This is a genomic window from Limosilactobacillus panis (assembly GCF_019797825.1).
Classification (GTDB): domain Bacteria; phylum Bacillota; class Bacilli; order Lactobacillales; family Lactobacillaceae; genus Limosilactobacillus; species Limosilactobacillus panis_A.
In genome coordinates this window covers 1,938,977-1,960,299 of sequence record NZ_CP081855.1, presented here as the reverse complement: position 1 = coordinate 1,960,299, position 21,323 = coordinate 1,938,977, and the positions used below count along the sequence as shown (strand labels likewise).

General features: G+C 46.0%; 14 protein-coding genes and 5 pseudogenes. 11 read left to right on the top strand and 8 right to left on the bottom strand.

From position 1 onward, the window contains the following. The first annotated feature begins 53 nt into the window (after positions 1 to 53). From cls to KZE55_RS10505, 5 genes and pseudogenes are all read left to right on the top strand, one after another. Positions 54 to 1,547 carry a cardiolipin synthase gene (cls, locus tag KZE55_RS09320; RefSeq protein WP_222258248.1) on the top strand — a complete coding sequence of 498 codons (1,494 nt, stop codon included), beginning with the start codon at positions 54 to 56 and terminating at the stop codon, positions 1,545 to 1,547. 242 nt (positions 1,548 to 1,789) lie between these two features. Beyond that, complete coding sequence (locus KZE55_RS09315; protein ID WP_222258247.1) at positions 1,790 to 3,166, top strand: NAD-dependent succinate-semialdehyde dehydrogenase; 1,377 nt, start codon at positions 1,790 to 1,792, stop codon at positions 3,164 to 3,166. Positions 3,167 to 3,271: 105 nt separating this feature from the next. Then, a complete protein-coding gene (locus tag KZE55_RS09310; RefSeq protein WP_222258246.1) occupies positions 3,272 to 3,985 on the top strand; it encodes a helix-turn-helix domain-containing protein in 714 nt (237 codons plus the stop codon). Positions 3,986 to 4,014: 29 nt separating this feature from the next. Continuing rightward, positions 4,015 to 4,212: pseudogene (locus tag KZE55_RS10510) on the top strand (IS3 family transposase); the annotation flags it as partial. A gap of 18 nt (positions 4,213 to 4,230) precedes the next feature. Beyond that, positions 4,231 to 4,596 carry a DDE-type integrase/transposase/recombinase gene (locus KZE55_RS10505; RefSeq protein WP_396442475.1) on the top strand — a complete coding sequence of 122 codons (366 nt, stop codon included), beginning with the start codon at positions 4,231 to 4,233 and terminating at the stop codon, positions 4,594 to 4,596. On the opposite strand, the pseudogene KZE55_RS09300 reads toward KZE55_RS10505, so the two are convergent. The 4 genes and pseudogenes from KZE55_RS09300 to KZE55_RS09285 all read right to left on the bottom strand — a co-directional run bounded on the left by KZE55_RS09300 (position 4,583) and on the right by KZE55_RS09285 (position 8,997). After that, positions 4,583 to 6,505 (bottom strand): annotated as a pseudogene (locus tag KZE55_RS09300) (ABC transporter permease). The gene KZE55_RS10505 and the pseudogene KZE55_RS09300 sit on opposite strands and share 14 nt — an antisense overlap. A gap of 2 nt (positions 6,506 to 6,507) precedes the next feature. Continuing rightward, a pseudogene (locus KZE55_RS09295) lies at positions 6,508 to 7,252 on the bottom strand (ABC transporter ATP-binding protein). A 114-nt stretch (positions 7,253 to 7,366) separates the two neighbouring features. Beyond that, entirely contained in the window at positions 7,367 to 8,329 is a 963-nt protein-coding gene (locus KZE55_RS09290; protein WP_222258245.1) for a sensor histidine kinase, read from the bottom strand. Further along, positions 8,322 to 8,997 (bottom strand): annotated as a pseudogene (locus tag KZE55_RS09285) (response regulator transcription factor). The gene KZE55_RS09290 and the pseudogene KZE55_RS09285 overlap by 8 nt, the downstream one beginning before the upstream one ends. A 173-nt stretch (positions 8,998 to 9,170) precedes the next feature. Here KZE55_RS09285 and KZE55_RS09280 point away from each other — a divergent pair. Both KZE55_RS09280 and KZE55_RS09275 read left to right on the top strand, forming a co-directional pair. Further along, the gene (locus KZE55_RS09280) at positions 9,171 to 10,322 is read left to right on the top strand and encodes an aminotransferase class I/II-fold pyridoxal phosphate-dependent enzyme (protein ID WP_222258243.1); all 1,152 of its coding nucleotides are present in this window, start codon (positions 9,171 to 9,173) and stop codon (positions 10,320 to 10,322) included. An 11-nt stretch (positions 10,323 to 10,333) separates the two neighbouring features. Next, the gene (locus KZE55_RS09275) at positions 10,334 to 11,323 is read left to right on the top strand and encodes a D-2-hydroxyacid dehydrogenase (protein WP_047767764.1); all 990 of its coding nucleotides are present in this window, start codon (positions 10,334 to 10,336) and stop codon (positions 11,321 to 11,323) included. Here KZE55_RS09275 and KZE55_RS09270 read toward each other — a convergent pair. The 3 genes and pseudogenes from KZE55_RS09270 to greA all read right to left on the bottom strand — a co-directional run bounded on the left by KZE55_RS09270 (position 11,311) and on the right by greA (position 14,553). Then, positions 11,311 to 12,972, bottom strand: coding sequence for an IS1182 family transposase (locus KZE55_RS09270; RefSeq protein WP_463674773.1), 1,662 nt, complete (start codon positions 12,970 to 12,972; stop codon positions 11,311 to 11,313). The genes KZE55_RS09275 and KZE55_RS09270 overlap by 13 nt on opposite strands. A 154-nt stretch (positions 12,973 to 13,126) precedes the next feature. Next, on the bottom strand, positions 13,127 to 13,876 hold the full coding sequence (gene pnuC / locus KZE55_RS09265) for a nicotinamide riboside transporter PnuC (protein ID WP_047770186.1): 750 nt from the start codon (positions 13,874 to 13,876) through the stop codon (positions 13,127 to 13,129). A 184-nt stretch (positions 13,877 to 14,060) separates the two neighbouring features. Then, positions 14,061 to 14,553 (bottom strand): annotated as a pseudogene (gene greA / locus KZE55_RS09260) (transcription elongation factor GreA). Positions 14,554 to 14,637: 84 nt separating this feature from the next. On the opposite strand from greA, the gene KZE55_RS09255 reads away from it, so the two are divergent. The 3 genes from KZE55_RS09255 (at position 14,638) to ltrA (ending at position 17,967) form a co-directional block, all read left to right on the top strand. Further along, positions 14,638 to 15,759 (top strand): hypothetical protein, encoded by a 1,122-nt coding sequence (locus KZE55_RS09255; protein ID WP_222258242.1) that lies wholly within the window; start codon positions 14,638 to 14,640, stop codon positions 15,757 to 15,759. Positions 15,760 to 15,776: 17 nt separating this feature from the next. Beyond that, a complete protein-coding gene (locus tag KZE55_RS09250) occupies positions 15,777 to 16,103 on the top strand; it encodes a hypothetical protein (RefSeq protein ID WP_222258241.1) in 327 nt (108 codons plus the stop codon). A 484-nt stretch (positions 16,104 to 16,587) separates the two neighbouring features. Next, a complete protein-coding gene (ltrA, locus tag KZE55_RS09245; protein ID WP_181578162.1) occupies positions 16,588 to 17,967 on the top strand; it encodes a group II intron reverse transcriptase/maturase in 1,380 nt (459 codons plus the stop codon). Positions 17,968 to 18,115: 148 nt separating this feature from the next. On the opposite strand, the gene KZE55_RS09240 is transcribed toward ltrA, so the two are convergent. Then, positions 18,116 to 20,152 carry a KUP/HAK/KT family potassium transporter gene (locus tag KZE55_RS09240; RefSeq protein ID WP_222258240.1) on the bottom strand — a complete coding sequence of 679 codons (2,037 nt, stop codon included), beginning with the start codon at positions 20,150 to 20,152 and terminating at the stop codon, positions 18,116 to 18,118. 156 nt (positions 20,153 to 20,308) lie between these two features. Between KZE55_RS09240 and KZE55_RS09235 the strand changes: the two genes are divergently transcribed. After that, entirely contained in the window at positions 20,309 to 21,232 is a 924-nt protein-coding gene (locus tag KZE55_RS09235) for an IS30 family transposase (protein WP_222258239.1), read from the top strand. The last annotated feature ends 91 nt before the right edge of the window (positions 21,233 to 21,323 follow it).

Sequence of the window (21,323 nt, the reverse complement as noted above, 5' to 3'; positions counted from 1 at the left end):
TGAGATAATAAATGTTATAATTAAGTGAATTTACTAATAGGGTGGGAATAAGATTGAATATTGTTTGGACATGGGATATTATCCGCCGCATTATTGAAGTATTGTGGTTGATCAACATTGGTTTTGCTATCTGGACCGTTTTTCGGACCCGGCGTGATATTGCATCAACTTGGGCTTGGCTGCTGGTCCTGTCAGTATTTCCGGTGATTGGCTTTATCGTCTACCTCTTTGTCGGCCGAAAGCTGTCGGAGGACGATATCTTTAGCATCCGCGACGAACAGCAGCATTTTCGTGAAAAGGTCGTTGCCCGTCAGGAAGCACTGCTGGAGAAACATAAGCTCCTGTTGCAAAGCGGTCGCTTGGCCCGGGCTCGTCAGCTCGTCAGCCTATCGACCAGCCTGGATAACGCAATTGTGACCTTCAACAACCGGGTCAAGGTTTTCATTGATGGTAAGAAATTGTTTACCAAGATGATTGACGACTTTGACCAGGCCCAGGACCATATTTACGTCGAGTTCTATACCTTTTACGCCGACGACCTTGGCAAAAAAATTCTGGCAGCGCTGGAACGGGCAGCCAAGCGGGGGGCCCAGGTCAAGGTCCTCTATGACTTAAGCGGGTCCCGGGGAACAACTTACAGATTCTTTGCCCACCTGGAAGAGTTAGGTGGCGAGGCCCAACCCTTCAACTCCAAGCCCAATAAGCGGATCACCACGCCGCGGTTGAATTACCACCTTCACCGTAAAATTGTGGTGGTTGATGGCAAAATTGGCTACATTGGGGGCTTTAACATTGGTGACCAGTACGTCGGTAAAATGGCCAAGTTTGGCTACTGGCGTGATACCCACCTGCGGGTCGTTGGGCAAGCGGCCCTAACTTTGACTGGCCGGTTTGCCTTGGACTGGAACATGACTTGCCGAAAGACCAATAAACACCGGGTAGAAATTGAAAAAGTAGTTGAGAACTTGAACATTGAGCGGCCTAATGATCCGGAGAAAGACGTCGTGATGCAGATTGTTTCATCAGGGCCGGACAATGATGATTACGCAATTCGGCGGGGCTACGAGTCAATCATTTCATCGGCCCGTAAGTATGTCTACATCCAAACCCCGTACCTGATTCCGGGTGAACCAATCCTAGAATCACTGGTGATTGCGGCCCGGAGTGGAATTGATGTTCGAATCATGATTCCGTGCATGCCGGACCACCCGTTTGTTTACCGGGCAACGGAGTACTATGCTAAGTACCTGGTTAACAACGGTGTCAAGGTTTATAAGTACAATAACGGCTTTATCCATGCCAAAACCATGGTCAGCGGTGACAACCTTTCCTCAGTCGGCTCGGCAAACCAGGACTACCGGAGCTACCGGCTGAACTGGGAAGTTAACGCCTTTGCTTACAATGAGGAATTAACGGCCCAGCTGAAGAAAATCTTTGAGGAAGACATGAAAGATAGTACCCTACTGACACCTGAGTACTTTGCAAAGCAGTCAAACTGGCGGAAGTTTAAGCAGTACTTCTCCCGTTTGCTATCACCAGTACTATAAATTAAGAAGGAAGTGAGGAGTTAGCGCCCCGCACTTCCTTTTTGTTTTCTAATTTTAGGTGAGCTTGTGAATCTAATGAATAACTAAAATATCTTTTCATAAAGATCACAGTTCTGTTAATCAGCTACAGCGTGTGTGTTTATGAACTATCGAGTAAAATGATTGTGAAATTCTAGAAAACGTTTATAATGTGAAGCGTGGGGATGCAAAGTACAGAAAGCAAAGAAAGGTGGATATATAAAATGGCTTATCGAACAGTTAACCCTTATACCAATGAAGTTGAACATGAATATCCGCAAGCAACGAATGAAGAAGTTGAAAAAACGTTAGCCGCAGCTCATGCCCTCTACCTCAAGTGGCGTGATGGTAGCGAACTAGCTAAACGGAAGCAGATCATTACCCGTTTGGGTGAACTCCTTCGCGACAAGAAACACGCGATGGGTGAACTAATTACCCGTGATATGGGGAAGCTGATCGGTGAAGCGGAAGGTGAAGTTGAGCTGTGTGCATCCTTCTGTGACTACTATGTCCAAAAGGCGGACCAGTTTCTGGCGCCGACGCCAATCTATACCGACTCGGGTAATGCCTATGTCCTGCACCAGGCAACCGGCGTTTTGATGGCGGTTGAGCCGTGGAACTTCCCGTTTTACCAAATCGCCCGGGTCTTTATCCCGAACTTTTTAGCCGGGAACCCGATGATCTTAAAGGATGCCTCCAACTGTCCAACATCAGCCCAAGCATTTGCGGACCTTGTTAAGGAAGCCGGTGCGCCGGTCGGTAGCTTGACCAACCTCTTTGTTGATTACGACCAGGTCGGGGCAATCATTGCTGATAAGCGGGTTCAAGGTGTCTGCCTGACGGGTTCTGAACGTGGTGGCCAGGCGGTCGCAACGGAAGCCGCTAAGAACCTCAAGAAGAGTACGATGGAACTGGGGGGTAACGATGCCTTTATCGTCCTTCCGGATGCGGACATTGATAAGTTGGCGGCAATTATTCCTGCTGCCCGTCTCTACAACGCTGGCCAGGTATGTACCTCTTCCAAGCGCTTTATCGTCCCGGATAACCTTTACGATGAATTTCTGAAGCGCGCTAAGGAAATCTTCAGTAACGTTAAGATGGGGGACCCAATGGACCCAAGTACGACCCTGGCCCCAATGAATTCTAAGAAAGCAAAGAAAAAGCTTGAAAGGCAGGTTGCCTTAGCTGTCGAGAACGGGGCCAAGGTTGTTTACGGGAACCAACCCGTTGATGAGCTTGATGGCCAATTCTTCATGCCAACGATTTTGACTGACATTCGTCATGACAACCCAATCTTTGACCAGGAGATGTTTGGCCCAGTAATGTCTGTCTACAAGTACCATGACGTCACTGAGGCAATCGACCTTGCTAATGACTCAAGCTACGGCTTAGGAAACACGGTCTTTGGTAAGAATGTTTCCGAAGCACGGAAGGTTGCTGCCCAAATCGACACGGGAATGACCTGGATCAACGCTGGTTGGGCATCACTTCCAGAACTGCCATTTGGTGGTGTCAAGCACTCCGGCTATGGCCGCGAGTTAGCTGAACAGGGCTTCAAGTCCTTTATTAACGACCACCTGGTATATGAACCAGAAGAATAATTAACTTGAAATAAGTAACACAAAAGGACTGGGAATTTGGCTATAATGCCCTCTAAGTATACAGATGAAATAGAAAATTCATCTTATACTTGGAGGGCTTTTTCTATGACTAGGAAAGCGAAATTTAGTGCAGAAGAGAAACTGGCGATATTAAACGAATTAAGTCATTCTAGTGCGAAAGAAGTTACTAGGAAACACTCAATTGGTAAAGGTACTATTTCGCGTTGGCGACTGCTTTATAAGTACCAAGGAATTGACGGATTACAATCCAGTCATCACAATTGTAGCTACTCAAAGGACTTCAAACTGGATTTAGTCCGACGATACCAGGAATCAACAGATTCCCTTAAAGTATTCGCAATTAAAAATGGATTAAAGTCAGAAACACAACTATCAAATTGGATTATCCAGTATAATGAATCAAAACTAACGGCTTATACGCCAAGAAAGCGAGATTCAATTATGCCAGGACGGAAAACTACTTTTGAAGAACGATTATCGATAATTGAGGAACTGATTAAGCATGATATTAACTACAACTGGGCAGTAGATAAGTACCATGTTAGTTACCAACAAGTCTATGGTTGGTATCAAAAATATCGTAAAAGTGGTAATGACCCGCAATCACTTCGTGATCGGCGGGGTAAAGCCAAGCCGAAGGAAGCCTGGACAGAAGTTGATCGACTAAAAGCTGAAAATCGCTTATTAAAGGCCCAACTTCTTCGTAAAGAAATGGAAGATGCCTACGCAAAAAAAGTAATGGAAATACGCAATCGGGAGGTGAACGGTTCCTCAAACAACAAGCCATCAAAGAACTGAATCAAGAACATGGCTGGCCAATTAGTGTCTTGTGTCAGATCGCTGGCATAACTAGAGATGCTTATTACAAGTGGCTTCATAGAAAGCCAAGTAACTATAAAATTGAACAATCAGAGCTACTGGAGGCGATTCTAGAACTAGAGGAAAAGCATAAGTGGACACTGGGCTACTTAGCGATGACAACACAGCTAGACTATGAAAATAAGCTAAGTTTCAAGGCAGGGCTAAAACGAGTAACCAATTGTATGAGAAACCATGGAATCAAAGCAAATGTCCGAAAGAAGAAACACAATCGTGTTAAACGTCATGAAGAATACATCAATGATAATCTACTCAATGGACAATTTGATCGTCAGAGTAAAAACGAAGTTTGGGTAACCGATACTACAGAGGTCTTATACGGGATAAACCAGGTAAAGAAAGCTCGTGTGCATGTCGTTTTAGACCTGTATGGACGTTACGCTTTAAGCTACAATATCTCACCTACAGAAACCGCGGTGTCGGCAATTGAAGTATTTGAACGGGCCTTCAAAGTGGAACCAAACGCCCATCCGCTGATCCATACGGATCGCGGATCAGCATATTGGGCCTTTTGTGTTACTTATCAATAATTTGATGATACGTACGGGTAGTTAATCCGTATATTACTAAGTAGAGGAGTAAGAGGGCAACCGTAATGATTACCGCGATGGCGACCATTAATGTGAGGTTGTAGAAGTTTAATTGGGTCATAATCTGCTTGATGGCGGGAAAGGCGAAGCCAAGGTTGATAATGGCCCCGATGATTGGCAACATGAATACCATCAGGACCTGACTGTGAATGCTCTTGGTGGTTTCGTGTTCACTCAAACCGACTTCCTGCATCGTAGTAAAGCGCTGCTTGTCTGCGTACCCTTCGGAAATCTGCTTTAAGTAGATAACAATTGTGGTGGTGATCCCCAGGGCGATACTGATTAGGATTCCGATAAAGACAAGACCGCCATAAAGGCCGTTGAGGAGTGAGAAGATGGTGGCGTATCCCGAAAACTGGAGGCTCGATAAGTGGAGCTTTTGCTGGAGGTCGGTTTCAAAGGCAATCCGTTTCTTGGCGTTGCCCTTCAAGTGGTAGTTCAGGGTGGTAACGGTCATTGCCGGCATCCCCCTAGGGAGCTTATTCATGACCATGAAAATTGGCGAGAAAATGGCGTGGTCAGGATTAAAGGCGAAATTGAGCTTCTTCAATGCCGTTACCCGGTACCCTTTTCCACTGACCCCCAATTTTCCAGTGTGCTATTTACCTGGTGCATACATCAGGGCCTGGTTGCCCTTGAGAATCGTATGGCGGTGAGTGAGCCGCTGGTAGGTTTTGGCGGTGACGAAGATCATGGAGTTTGACGTGGCCGTTGTCATGTTATCGATGGGCCCCTGGTTAATGAAGGAGTGCCCACGCCAGTAACCTACCTGGGTGGCCGTTGCTTCGTAGTGGGTGAGGTCCGTTACAGTCGCGTGGTGCTGGCGGGCCGTATCTTTAAGGACTTGTCCTTGCTGCTTCGTAAGTGGCTGGTTATTGACGATGGTAATGTCTTTGGAGGTGTACGAGCGGGCGGTACTGCTGATACCACTATAAAGCGTCACAGCAGTAAAGAGGATGACTAAGACAGAACTACACAGCAGGCAGATGGTGGCAAGATCCGCCCCGTTTTGTTCCATCCGTTGCCGCATCCCCGAGATGGCGATAAAGTGGCGGGGCTGGTAGTAGAAATTGCGCCGTTTCTTCAGCCAATTCAAAAGGATTACGCTTCCCGCAATAAAAATGAGGTAGGTCCCAATAACGACCAGGACTACCGCAAGAAAGAAGTGGTTGATGGCAGTGATCTTCGGTTTGGTAGTGAGGGTGATGTAGTAGGCCCCAGCCAGAGTAACTAGACCGATAAGCCCCGCAATCGTGAACAACGGTCCGTGGTGCTTATGGACAGTAGTTGCGCTGCTCCACAGGTCTGTTGGCTTGAGACGACGAATCTTCAGGAGGTCAACAAGCATTAAAACGATAAAGAAAGCCGCAAAGATCATGATGGTTTGCCCAAGGGCCCCGCTACTGATCCATGACTGCCGGAGGTGATGAACTTGCAAGAGTCGTCCCAGGCTGAGGAAGGCTAGCTTTTCAAAGATAACTCCACCAATCAAGCCAAAGACGAGGCTGAACGCCAGTAAGTAGGCCTTTTCCAAAATAGTAAGCAGGCCGAGGTTCTTGCTGGTCATCCCCAGCATACTGTACAGACCAATCTCGTGGCTCCGTTGCTGCCACAAAAAGTGGTTGACGTAAAGGAGAAAAGCAGCCGTTACCATCAGGATAAAGACAGCCCCGGGCTTCATCATGGCGGTGGTTACATTTCCCGTGCTGAGCTCTTTTAAACTATGGTTAGCAGCGATTGCGGCGAAAATATAGTTAATGGCGACTAGCATGCAGGTTGCCAACAGGTAGGGACCGTATGTCCGCAGGTTGCGTTTAAAACTAGAGTTAATTAAACGAATAAACAGCATTATCACTCACCACCATTCGTGAGGGTCATCATTGTGTTACTGATTTGTGCTTGGTAGTCTTTCATCGACAGGTCGCCACGAAAGAGTTCGTGGAAAATGCGGCCATCCTTAATGAAGAGGGTCCGCTTGGCGTGACTAGCTGCAGCGTCACTATGGGTAACCATGATAATGGTTTGGCCGTTGGCGTTAACGTCATCAAAAAGGTCCAAAATTTCCTGGCTGGTGTTTGAATCCAAGGCCCCAGTTGGTTCATCAGCGAGGAGGGGTGATCAATGCCCGGGCGATAGCAATCCGTTGCTGTTGGCCCCCAGAGACTTCGCTGGGGTAGCGGTCAATGATTTTCTCAATCCGCAGGCGACTAACCAGTGGCTTGATCCGCCGGTCCATTTCATCCGGCGCCACCTTAGCTAAAACCAGGGGGAGGTAGACGTTATCGCGATTGCTCAGGCTGTCCAACAGGTTAAAGTGCTGGAAGACGAAACCGAGGTGCTGGCGCCGATAGCGGGCGGCTTCGTCCTTACTCAGGGCACTAAGATCCTGGCCGTTAAGTGCCGCACTTCCGTTGGTAGCCTTATCTAGAGTGGCAATAATGTTCAGTAGGGTACTTTTTCCGGCGCCAGATTCGCCCATGATGGCAACGAATTCTCCATCTTGAACGGTAAAGCTGACGTCTTTTAAGGCCGCTACCGGGTGACTGGAATTAGCTTCAAAAATTTTTTGGACGTGGTCAAGTTTTAAGAGGACCATGTTAAACATCCCTTTCCTGTATTTGAATTCTTGATACTTTAATTATAAAAAGGTCCTGCCCAGCTTCCTACTTACAGGAGTGTGCAGAACCTTACAGTTTTGTAAGAATTGATTCTAATGGACTAGTTTATGGGGAAAGGTAAGCTGGGCGACAGTCTGATAGGGTCCCGGTGAAAATACCCGTACCTGGAGGTTTAATCGTTCCGTCACCTGTTTAACAAAGTAGAGCCCCATCCCGGTGGATCTGGCCATATGGTGGCCGTTATGACCAGTAAAGCCGTTGTCAAAGATCCGTGGTAGGTCTGCACTGGGGATGGCGGGGCCAGTGTTCGTGATTACGAGGGTGCCGTCTTGCCAGGTGATTTTGATGGTGGTTGCCGGGGTTGCATACTTAATGGCGTTGGTCAGTAGCTGATTGATACAAAAGTGGAGCCACTTCTGGTCGGTCATGACTTGGACTGGGGAGATACTGATCTTAGGAATGAGCTGCTTGGCGATAAACAGCTGCCCGTTTTGCCGAATCACTTCGTTGACCGTCTTACTAAGATTTAACCATTTAAGGTCGAGGTCCGACTTATCCATTGCCAGCCGCTCACCGCTGAGGAGGTTAAGGTAATAATCAGCCTGGTGGACATTCGTCTTGACCTGGGTACTTGAAACGGCTGGCTGACTTTCGGCTGCCGCCTGCAACAGAGCCAGGGAATTCTTAATCTCATGGGAGAAGAGGTCCAGTTGGTCCAATTGTTCCTGTTGCTTGTGCCGGAGGTGTTGAACGAGCTTACGGTGGTGTTCCTGTTCATTAGTTAGGGCACGCACGAGGGCTTGTTCTAGCGGATTAGCTGGTGAGACTAGTTCCTGTCTGCCGACGCGTTGCTGCCGGTGATGGGCCCGTATCACGGCGATAATCAACCAGATGATCAGGACCGGAAGGCTAAACCGGATGAAGTCGCCAATGATAATGGTAGGCAGTTGGTACAGGTAACACAGGAGGGCCAAGAGAGCAGTTAACAATAGGTACGCCCACAAGAGGGGGAGTTGGGAGTGGAGCCACAGGCGGGCAAAGCTTTTTTTATTCATTACTGATCACCAGCCGATAGCCAACTCCTCGCTCTGTCCGGAGGGCCTGGTCGAGGCCGAGGGGCGCCAATTTACTCCGTAGGCGGCTGATATTGACGTTTAACGTATTATCGTTAAGGTACTTACCGCCTTGCCAAAGCCATTCCAGAAGCTGGTCCTTGGTAACGGTCTGTTTGCGGTGGTGGATGAGTACCTGGAGAAGGGCACCTTCCGTGGGGGTTAACTGGGCCTGCCCCTGGTCGTTGTTAAGCTGGTTGGTAAGGGCGTTGAAGTGGTTATTTGCCCAGACCATTTGGTCACTGCTCTGCTGAGTCCGCCGCAACAGGGCCTGGATCTTGGCAAGCAGGACGGTCATTGAGAAGGGCTTCATAATGTAGTCGTCTGCGCCCGCGGCAATGGCGTGCATGACATTACTGTCAATGTCCGCAGCGGAAATAACGATAATGGGAATCCGGGTATGTTTACGGACCTCCTGCATCCAGTAAAAGCCGTCGAAGGTGGGCAGGGTGATATCAAAAAGAACCAGGGCCGGGTGGGCTGCCGTGACCTCGCCAGCGACGTTTCCCCAGTCGGTGACGGTTTGGACGTCGTACTGCCACTTCCTAAGTTCTTCTTGGACAGTCTTGATCATCGCGGGGTTGTCTTCAAACCATAAAAATACGGGCCATCAAAGGTTCCTCCCTTCAGCTATTGGCATTTTACCATATTGCAACGCGTATAAGAATTCGGTATTTTTGAATACTTATGCGGTTATAATGCATAAATATGTGGATTTAAAAATAAAAAACGACTATACTTAATGCAAAGTTACACGAATCACATGATGAACGGAGGAAAAATAATGGATAGTTCGATTTTAAGCAAAGCATACCAAAAGCCTAGTACAAATATCTTGGCGAACGTTTGCGCAATGGCTGCTAAGATGGATAACGTCATTGACTTATCTGTCGGCGACCCGAATTTTACTACCCCCCAACCAATTATTGAGGCGGCCTTTGAAAAGACCAAGGCGGGGATGACGCACTATACCGCCGCTGAGGGCCTTTCTGAACTCCGTCAGGCAATCTGTGATTTCTACCAAGATAAGTACCAACTAAAGTTTAATTTAGACCAGGTTCTGGTGACGGTCGGGGCCGAACACGCCCTGTTTATTGCTCTCGAAGCCCTGCTGGATCCCGGTGATGAAGTTATCATTCCCCAGCCGAGCTTTTCTCCTTACATTGACCAGGTTAAGCTGGCCAATGGGACTCCGGTAACGGTCGATGGTAAAGCGGCCGACGGCTACAAGATTGAAGCTGCGGAAATCGCCAAGAAGATTACGCCTAAGACAAAGGCCATCATTATCAACACGCCGAACAACCCGACCGGTAATGTGATGACAGCGGCTGAGGAGCAGGCACTTGCCGACCTGGCAATCAAGAACGACCTGCTGATTTTCAGTGACGAAATCTATTCCGACTACGTAATGCCGGGCAAGACGTTCACGCCACTAGCTAAGTTCGCGCCTGATAACACGGTAACGATTAGTGGGATGTCAAAGAGCTTTGCCATGACCGGTTGGCGGATTGGCTACCTGATTGGACCGAACTGGTTAGTGACAACGGCCAACGATGTCAATGACGCAGTGACCTTTACGGCCCCAACGATGTCACAAGAAGGGGCCTTATACGGTCTTCAGCATCACGACGAACTGGTCGCCCCAATTGTTGAAGCCTTTCAAAAACGGCTAACATACTTGCAGACTGAGCTACCCAAGATTGATTGGTTAGACGTTAGTCCCGTTGAGGGAAGTATCTACGTCTTCGCTGATATTCGGGCAACAGGGCTAAACTCCGTTGACTTTGCCGACCAGCTGCTAAAGAAGGCGGGGATCCTGGTTGTACCCGGCTTGGCATTTGGTAAGTCGGGTGAGGGCTTTGTTCGGATTGCCGCAACCCAACCGTTAACGGTTTTAAAGGAAGCCGTTGCGAAGATGCAGAAGTTGACCTGGTAAGGAGGTACATGATGAAAATTTTAATGTATGCGGTATTGGAACCGGAGAAGAAGTATATTAAGCAGTGGTCAGAGGAAAACGGGGTCGAAGTTAAGTGCGTTGACGAGCGCCTCAACAAGGACACCGTAAAGTGGGCCAAGGGCTTCGATGGAATCGATTTTCAGCAAACCCAGCCCTTGGAGCCAGAGGTTTACCAGGCCCTTCACGAATACGGGATTAAGCAACTGACGGCGCGGATGGTCGGCTATGACATGATTGACTTTGACCTGGCGAAGAAGTATGACTTGATTGTCACTAACGTCCCTGCCTATTCGCCACGGGCAATTGCTGAAATGGGCCTAACCCAGGCCCTCCGCCTTGTCAGAAAACTCGGTTACTACGACCAGCGGATGGACAAGCTTGACTTCCGCTGGGCCGGTCTGGAGAGTACGGAGATTTATAACCTGACGGTGGGCATTATCGGTGCCGGTCACATCGGTGGGGCCACTGCCCAACTGTACTCTGCACTAGGGGCCAAGGTAATTGCAACCGACCCGATTCACCGGGTTGAGCTAAGTCCTTACTTAGAGTACACGGACCAGGATACCCTCCTAAAGACGGCCGACATTGTCACGGTCCACACCCCGTTGAATGACAGTACGACGAACCTCTTCAACGCCGCCACCTTTAAGAAGATGAAGTCAACTGCCTACCTGATCAACATGGCCCGGGGTGGCATCGTTAACGCCAACGACCTGATTGCGGCACTGCAGGCGAAGGAAATTGCCGGGGCCGCCCTAGATACCCTGGCGGACGAGGGGCAGTTCTTTGAAAAACAGGCAACGGCGGATGAGATTCCAGAGGACTACAAGGCCCTGCGTGCCATGCCGAACGTCCTGATTTCCCCCCACAGCGCCTTCTACACCGACACGGCAATGAAGAACATGGTGGCCATGGGCCTGGACGATGTGGTAGCGATTGTCAACGGCAAGCGTCCCCAGTTTGAGGTTTATGGAAAGTAATTTAGGAGAAACAAAGGGGTTGTGACAAAAAGCCTCTGAATCAGAAGCTCCATTCGGAATTTAACAAAAATTCTGAATGGAGCTTTTTGATTATCTGAATATTTTGAGAAAATGAGCGGCCTTCCGGCCATTTTCTTCATGTTTAATGCCATTAAAGCAATCCCAATTTGTCTTTTGGCTTTCTTAAGACCACGTACTGTGAATCTTTTAAAACCCAAATAAGCCTTCAAGTTACCAAAAACAGTCTCTACATCGTACTTACGACGGGAGTAAGTGTTGGAATTTGAAAGCGACTCGCGAGCTTTCGACTTAAAATATTCCCACTGTGGGTTCACCATAAGGTACTTAGTGTTCCCATGTGGTGTTAATGCCTGAGAAATAATTTGATGATTCTCATCATACTTCTCTGCTTGATATACTTTGAAATCACGACGGAATTTGTATTTATCATTTCGGTATGCGTATCGTTTAAAGTTGAATCGGACGCCCTGTGGGTTTACATAAAAGTCATCAGCCTCATGATATTCCCAGTTCATTACTTTTCGATCATCAGAACGCCACTTACGGCTATTCTCTTTAATCATGGTGCTGTAAGGAATTAAAGTTGTATAATCAGGTAGCTCATCTTCGATATACTTATAATTGCGTTCTGATCCGTAACCAGCATCGGCAACAATTTCTCGCCCCAAAACTTCGTTCTGGGCGAGATGAGATAAGAATGGGATTAATGTTCTAGTATCGGTTGGGTTCTGCATGAGTTCATAACCCAGCACGTACTGTGAGCTAGTCATAATTTGAAGATTATACGCTGGCTTTGTTTGACCATTACGCATCGGATCTTCCTTTAAACGCATAAAAGTAGCGTCATGATCGGTTTTGGAATAGCTATTACGTTGGCCAGCAATCTGCGATTGGGCTTGGTATTCAAGATGCTTTTGACGACAATGGTCTAAAGCATGGAGATACTTTTTGGCATGACGTCGTTCCTGCTTGGCCGGATTGGGCGAAACCTTTGCGGTTTCGGCCACCCGTTGGTTTAACTCTTCAATCCGTTGTTCAAGTAAGGCAATAATCGTATCAAGTTGATCAATGTCAAAGCTATCTTCATCAACATCAATCTTAACTTCTGCTTGCTTAATTTCACGAATTAGTTTTTGAGCCTTTTCAACGTTTAATTCGCGATACTTAATGGTGCGTTTCTTCCAAACAAAGGAAAACTTATTTGCGTTAGCTAAAATCTTAGTGCCATCAATGAATGAAGCCTCATCGATCATTCCCTGAGCCTTTAAATAGTCATGAAATTCCTTGAAACTACTCTGAATCATATCTTCCAATTCTTGGGAGACAATGAAGCGAGCAATGGTGCGGTAGGTTGGGCGCTGTTCTTGAGTCAACCACATCGCAACAATGTTTTCACGAGCAAAGCGTTCAATTTTCCTAGAGAAAATGATACCATAGCTGTAAGCCAGTAAAACTAACTTTAACAGCATTCGTGGATCATACTCTCTTGGTCGACCCATAATATTGGGTCGCCGCAGCGCTAAGCTTTCAACCAGCCGATTAATATAACGTGCTGGATGATTTAACTCAGGTTCATAAGCAGTAGGTATGTTCAAACTAAGTTGATTCATGTTATAATCAGGTTCCAATGTTTTTGTATCCTTTCGAGGGTATTTTGGAGGCATCGACGGTCAGGTCGATGTCTTTTCTTTTACTAATATTTTAAAGGAAAATGGAGTTAAATGAAATCCGAAGATTTCATCTAACTCCATTAATTATTTGGGACTTATGTCACAGCCCCTTTTATTCTTCGATTCCCACCGACTTTGCGTAGGCCGTTTCGGCGATGCTTAGCCGTTCGCGTTCCTTCTTGTTGTACCATGGTGAAATGGTAAAGGCGAGGACGTCATTGATTAGGTAGATGGAACTATTCACGGCCATTGCCAGGGTTGCGGAACCCTGCTGGTATGAAATGAACCAGAGGACCAGCTGGGCAATTCCGGAAGCTAGCCACCAGAAGTACTGGTTGTTAAAGCGGAGGAAGCAAATCACCCCGGCCGTTAAGCTAATTGAAAAGCTGATGGCATCAATCCATGGGCGGGGGTCGTCAGTTAAGTGACCGATTAGGTAGCCGGAAACCAGGTAGACCACCCCGGTAGCGATAATTGCCACTGTCCAGCTGCGGGGAGTAAAGTGGCGGATCTTTGATGCCATATTAACGTTCCAGTTGCTGGACAAGAGGACGGGGATATCCAGGGTAATCATGTAGGCAACCTGTTCCCCGATGCTCAAATAGTTCTTGGCGTTGAAGCCGATGATGATAAAACAGATTGCAGAAAGAATACCGAGCACCCCGTTTACCGACTTAGCGGCGTTGATTGCCAAGACACAGAGGACACCTAGAGTAGTACCGATGAAGGTGATCACGGACAACCAGGTGATTGGTGTGCTGGCCAGGGTCATGATCTGACAACCCAGGCTAAAGAAGAACAGGTAGTAGTTCTGTTGTGGCCACCCCTTGAGCTGGTGGGCCAAAAATTTAAAGTAGTTCATTTAAGTAACCTCAATTCCAAAAGTATGTTTAGGGCTCATAGCGCTATGAACGCAACATATGGTAGTATAGGGGCTATTTTCCCCGGGTGCAAGCACAAAATATAGTGGCTAATCGGCTGATTGATAATGTGAAGGGCGCGAAAAGAAACATGGAAACGGTTTAGGAGGTTTGGAAAAAAGTTCGTTATTTACTCAAGGCAATCTTAATGATTTTAACCTGGTAAGATGCCTGGGGGGGCTTGGACAGTAACGACTTTACCCGCTGGCTGGTGCATGATTGCTTGACCAAGCGGGGAGTCAAAGGAGACCTTCTGCTTGGCGAGGTCGGCTTCCTGTTTGCCGACAATTTGGTAGGTTGCAGTGTCGTCATCATCCTCAAATTTGAGGGTGACGGTCGTGCCGAGGTCGACGGTCCCAGTATCCGCCGGGTCAATCACTTGTGAATATTGGAGCTGCTTATTTAGGTAACGTAGTCGGCTCTCTAAGTGGCGAAGTTCGCTGTACTCCGTATTTTCCGAGAGATCACCCAGGGCCCGGGCTGCCTTCAGTTGGGCAATTTTAGCGGGCCGCTGCTCCTGAAGCTGGTGGATCTCGTCTTCAATTTCCTGGTAGCCAGTACTGGTCATCTTTTGAAAATAGACATTCTTCATGGCTTCCACAATTTTCTTCTTACGCATTGCGCGCGCCCCCTCATTTAATCTTTATCACTTAATTATGATATGATAGATAGGAAAATTCAATTTTAGATGGAGGAGTGGAGTATGAACGAACAAGAAGAACACGTTAAAAAGTTCCTCTCTTCGTCCACGTATCATCAACTTTCTGCTAACCAGCAGAAGCATGCTCAGGATATTCTAACCCGCTTTAATCAACATATGATGAACGAGCAGCACCTGGCCGACACCGCGTGGATGCCCCAAGCGGTGAAGGAAGTAATGGTGGGAGACTTCATTGCGGATCCTGTATTGACCAACCAGTTTGGCATTGCGGTGGCCCCGGTCTTGAAGGCCTACCAAAACTTTTTAAAGGTTGCGGGATTAAGGGAAATCATTCAAGCAATTGATGACCAACGTACAAATATGAATGCCTGTCGGAAGGCCCACCAGACATGGGCGCAAATGCACGGCAAGGAAAAGACTACTGAACCGGCTCCTAAAGCACCGGCAAAGAAGACCACAGCCACTAAGAAACCGGAAAATGTTAAGAAAGTTAAACCGTGGTCGGCCCAACGGTTGGAAGGCTTCATTGAAAAATGCAAGCACGCGGCAGCGGTTGAAAATGAGTCCCAGAACCAGCCACTTGATGGTGGTGAACAACAATACATTGTTGGTCAGTTTATCAAGTTGATGGCCCAGGAATGTGGTGAATACCCCGGCAGCTGGGATTTCTACGACCTTCAGCGGGTCTTGGGAATGATGATGCCGCTTGACCCGGACATTACCCCCAAACAGATTAAAAATATTGTCCCGACTGCCCAGGCCCTCTTTGATTACTTGAAGCGGACCAAGCAGCTCGACTTAGACCAGTACCGGATCGGCTTGAAGGCAATTGCCAATATGCAACCATCTCAGGACATGCTGGCTAGCCTGAGTCGCAAGGACCGGGAAACCCAGCTGATGCTATCTTTCATCCGTAGCAACGGAATCGATACCAACGATGTTAAGACCGCTGAAAAGTGGATGGATGATCACCGGGAAGAGGTGGCCGGCTTTATGCGCGGCCTATTGAACCCGTGGAGCGAGTACGAACACCAACAACTGATGAAACGGCAACATCAACAGCAGCAAGTAGCCCCGGGTCGACAGACGCAAGTGGTAAGACACCACCGGGTACCCCAGGGAATTAAGTTCAGTAAGAAGGCACGTAAGAGACGCCATAAGTAGGAAGGAAGCAGTTATCGATGAGTGTTGAAATTCCCCAAAGTATGGACGATGTTGTCATGCAGGTTGCTCAACGCAAGCTGCATGGTGAGACAGTCACCGAGGATGAAGTGATCAAAAATGCGGTGCGCGACATCCTTCAGGCGTTCTTTGATGAAGCGCTGGAAGGCCACTATGATGATGTCAAGTGGGCCGGTGATGACCTCGAGGTAACTGATATAATGGGAAAAGTTGTCGGTAAGGTGGTACCGAAGGGGAAGGACTTTATTGCCGACTTTCGCGCTAATGCCGACGACCTCTTACTACGCTTTGAAGATAAGGCCACCAAGATTGTTGGTGGCCGTTAAAAAGTAAAAAGGAACCGGAAACGGTTCCTTTTTACTTTAATGGTGCGCCCGGCATGGGTATTAACTAGGCGGTGAAAGTCCACTATGGGCCGTAGTAGTCGGAACCATGAGCTGACGACAAGGGTGTCCACTGTGAGGTGGAATCTGAAGGAAGTCTAAGGCAAAGTACTGCACCGATGAACAAGAAGTAGCTATAAGGCTGAGAGTAACTGGATAAGGTTGCCATACAAACTAAAGTCCAATACTACTCGAAGTTGCTTTCAGTAAAGCTAACGGTGACATGGTACGAAAGTTAATATTCTTACCCGGGGAGGTCTGGCTTACACGTTTCCGACAAGAGGAATAAATGAAATTCCACAGAAACAAGCACGACAGTGATGTGGTGTTGAGTAAGTCAGAAGTCAGCCGAGGTCATAGTAGTCTGATTAGTCAGACGAAGGACTGAACGACAATAACTCATAAATTATATCGGAGGTGTAATCAGGTGCGACAATCGCAGAAAACAGAAACACAAGCTGACCGCTTGTCGAGGATAGGTTTGGAAAACCGAAAGTACACAAGGGCGCGTAGTACCGATTATGGTGAAGGTAAAGGTATGAGTGTCACTATCCAAGACTTAGTCTTGGATCGCAATAACCTTAATCAGGCTTATTTGCGAGTTAAGAGAAATAAAGGAGCGGCGGGTATTGACGATATGACTGTCAATGACCTTCTGCCCTACCTCAGGGAAAATAAAACGGAATTAATCACCAACCTACGTGAGGGCAATTATAAGCCAGCACCGGTTAAACGAGTGGAAATTCCCAAGCCCAACGGTGGAGTGAGAAAACTAGGGATACCAACGGTAGTGGACCGCCTGGTCCAACAAGCAGTTGCCCAGGTACTCACGCCCATCTTTGAGCGAGTTTTCTCTGACAATAGTTTTGGTTTCCGCCCTCATCGTGGAGCCCAAGACGCAATCGCAAAGGTAGTTAAGCTATATAATCAAGGTTATCGACGGGTAGTTGATTTAGACCTTAAGGCCTATTTTGATAATGTCAACCATGATTTGATGATTAAATACCTCCAACAATATATTGATGACCCATGGACACTAAGACTTATCCGTAAGTTTTTGACTAGCGGAATCTTGGACCACGGGCTGTTCGTTAGGAGCGACAAAGGAACTCCGCAAGGAGGACCACTATCGCCACTGCTAGCGAATATCTATTTAAATGAGTTGGATAAAGAGCTGACCAGACGTGGTCACCACTTTGTGCGCTACGCGGACGATTGTAACATCTATGTTAAAAGTCAGCGGGCCGGAGAACGAGTAATGCGTAGTATTACTCAGTTTCTTGAAAAGCGATTGAAAGTTAAAGTTAATCCAGATAAAACCAAAATTGGTAGTCCCTTGAGGTTGAAGTTTCTTGGCTTCTCACTCGGTGTAGACCGTAATGGTGCCTATGCCCGACCAGCCAAACAATCACAACAACGAGTAAAACAAGCATTGAGGCTTCTAACTAAGCGTAATCGGGGTGTTTCTCTTACCAAGATGTTTGAAGAAATCCACCAAAAGATGCGTGGCTGGCTTCAGTATTACTCAATTGGGAAGTTAGCCAATTTTATTCACCGCCTTGATCAATGGTTAAGAGCACGAATAAGACAATATATCTGGAAGCAATGGAAGAAATTCAAAACTAAAGTTGTACACCTACAGAAGTTAGGTTTGTCTTATCATGATGCGTTCGTCTTCGCTAGTACCCGAAAGGGTTACTGGCGAACTGCACACAGTAAGACACTAAATTATTCTCTAACAAATAGAAAACTGGAGCACCTTGGACTAATAAATATGTCCAAGACGCTCCAGTTAATTCAAAAGTGATTAAATTGTCGAACCGCCGTATACGGAACCGTACGTACGGTGGTGTGAGAGGTCGGTAATTGAACTAATCAATTACCTCCTACTCGATTGTCAACTTGACAGGGTACAGTACCTCTAACTTAGTTGTTGCACTTAAACTACTGCATACTCATTTTTCAGTCTTACTTAATCTGCCTCGATGATAAATTTTCTTTTGGATTAAGTATTGATCCCGATCTTGAGTAATAAATAACGGAGAACTTTCTTCTATGACATTGCTAAACTCCAAACCATACCATGAAATAGGTGAGGCCGTAATATTCTGCAAATAGATGCGCCCGCGAATCAATCTTCTATCTAACGAGCTTAACTTATCATTGACAATTAAATCTGCTGGTTGTTCCTTTATAATAACAAACTTAAAGTCGCCGACTTTCCGTTGTCGCTCTGTTGAATACTTGGGTATTTGTGGTTCTAAAATACCTTGTTCCACTAGATGATTTACAACTTGATGTAAATAGACACTAACGGATTGAGATTTCCTAAACCCTAAGTAAAATTGAACGTTAACAACATTATGCGTCTCAAGTAAATCAACTGTATAATAGCTTTCATAAGGTGTATTGGTTTCATTGACTGTAACAAACCAATAAACTTTAGCTCTTTTAGGTTGTCTGTCGAGAATAGAATACATGGTACTACGTTTAATTTGGTAATCACCCTTAATTTTAGTCATATACACTAAGTTAGTCGTGAACAAAGGTACTGTATTGTCTGCGCTTAATTTAGAGAGTTGATCACGATAGTCAAGAAGTGAAACATACTCGCTTTCTTTCTCATAATGGTCTCTTCGTTTATTTCCAAAGTACCAAAGACACATAATATAAAGAATGCCCAACATAATTGTTAACGTAACATAACCGCCATGAATAAACTTAACCAAACTTGAAATTAGAAAGATTAACTCAATAAAACCAAAAAACAAGGCAATTATAAGTGCTGTTCCCTTAGCCAGGTGTTTCTTTAAGAATTCATGCAAAAGCACAGTAGTCATTAGCATGGTAATAGTGATCGCTAAACCATACGCGGCCTCCATTTTTTGTGAACTACCAAAGAACCAGACTACACTAATTGTTATTATACATAGCATCCAGTTAACAGTTGCAATATAAATTTGATTTTTTATATTACTTGGATGTCTAATAACCAGTCTAGGTAAAAATTTTAAGCCAATTGCTTCATCGACTAAAGTGTAAGAACCCGTAATCAACGCTTGAGAGGCAATAATTGCAGCGAGTGTGGCTAGCAAAATGCCAACTAGGCGCCAAGTTCCGGGGAGCATTTCATAAAAGGGATTTAAGTTCGATAAGTTCCTGTAAGCAGTATCACCTGCATGTCTAATTATCCAAGCACCCTGACCTAAGTAATTTAAAAATAGGGTACTATATACTAGTGGCCATGTTACATAAATATTCTGCTTGCCAACGTGACCCATATCGGAATATAAAGCCTCTGCTCCTGTGGTTGCCAAAAAGATACTTCCAAGTATAAAGATTCCCACTTTGTTAACTGGACTGAATAGTACCCTAATTGCATAATAAGGAGAAATAGCCTTCAATATCATTGGATAATTGATTAGATTAACGATTCCAAAGACAGCCAAAAAGCCAAACCATAAAATCATCACTGGTCCAAAGGATTTCCCAATCACACCTGTTCCAAAATGTTGAATCATAAATAATACGAGTAGAACAACTGTTGTGATAATCAAGATGTTATGTTGAGAATTACTAAACACCACAGGGCCAAGGTGTTGTTTTTTTAATCCCTCAATGGCTGAAGTCACAGTTACTGCAGGAGTTAATGTTCCATCGGCCAAAATGGCCGCCCCGCCAATCAAGGCTGGCCAAATTAACCATTTTGAATTTTTTCGAACCAATGCATATAAAGCAAAAATTCCGCCCTCACGCTTATTATCGGCTTGCATTGCAATGACAACATACTTCAACGTTGTAATGATCATTAATGTCCAAAAAATCAACGAGATCGATCCAATCACGTAATTGGGAGAAATATTTCCCATTTTACCGGCGTCACCAATCAATGCATTCATAACATACAATGGTGAAGTGCCAATATCACCGTACACAATTCCTAAAGTAACAAGTGCCCCCGCAAAAGAAACACGTTTTAGTTGCTTATTCATATTTGCTTGCCCCCCCAACGCTAATTATTGAAATATAGCACTGCAAAATAGTAAGCGACAGATTGTAAAATTTAAGTTGAACATTTAAGTGGACAGAAAAACCCATCAAGGTCTTTAATGGTGTTACCGTACAATCCATTAGAAAGAAGGACCTTGATGAGCACCACTATTTTATCATTCCAGAACCGTGTTGTCATTGAAACGCTTCATAATGAAGGACGTTCCTTGCGATACATCGCTAATTACTTAGGCTTTAGTAAAACCACAGTCTTTAACGAACTTCACCGGCTAAATAGTGAGTACCAGGCTGAGCTAGCGCAAACTGACTTTGAACGCAAGGTTAGTCAACGGGGGCGGAAGTCTTCGCTCACTAAAAACCTTAAACACTTGATTGAAGAAAAGATTCAAGTCCAGAAGTGGTCCCCTGAACAAGTTGCCCATGTAGTTGGAATTGCCTACAAGACGGTCTATAACTGGATTGATCAAGGATGGCTTGATATACAGTTGCCCGATTTGCCTGATCATGGAATTCGTCGTCATCGTGCTAAAGAAAAGCGTGGTACGTTCAGTCACGGCCGCTCAATTGAGAAGCGTCCTCATAAAGTCGAAACTCGCCAGGAATTCGGCCACTTTGAAGCTGATACCGTACTTTCTGGCAAACGTAAAGGTCAAGCTGTGGCTACTTTTGTGGAGCGTAAGAGTCGCCTGACCATTGTTAAACGGCTCCATGGTCGCGACAGTCAGTCCATGACTCAAGCCGTACTTGAACTAGCTAGTCAACTTCAAGACAAGCTCAAGACGCTTACCGTAGATCATGGTAAAGAGTTCGCTAACTACCAGACAATTGAGCAGCGAACTGGTACTCCGGTTTATTTTGCCCATGCTTATTCACCACATGAACGCGGCAGTAATGAGAACCGTAACCGAGTTTTACGACGCTTTATTCCCAAAGGCCAAGCCATTGAAGAGTTAAGCGATCACAAGCTGATTCAAATTAATTGGTATTTGAATTCCCGGCCACTTAAATGTCTTAATTGGCATACACCAATTGAGATCTTCTTGCTTAATCTACGTCACTAAATTCGTTCAAGTTATTTCTTGCAATCTGCCACAAATTAAGAAGTTGTTTCTTTTTAGCGTTGAACTCTGCTTGTGTAATTGTGCCGCTCAA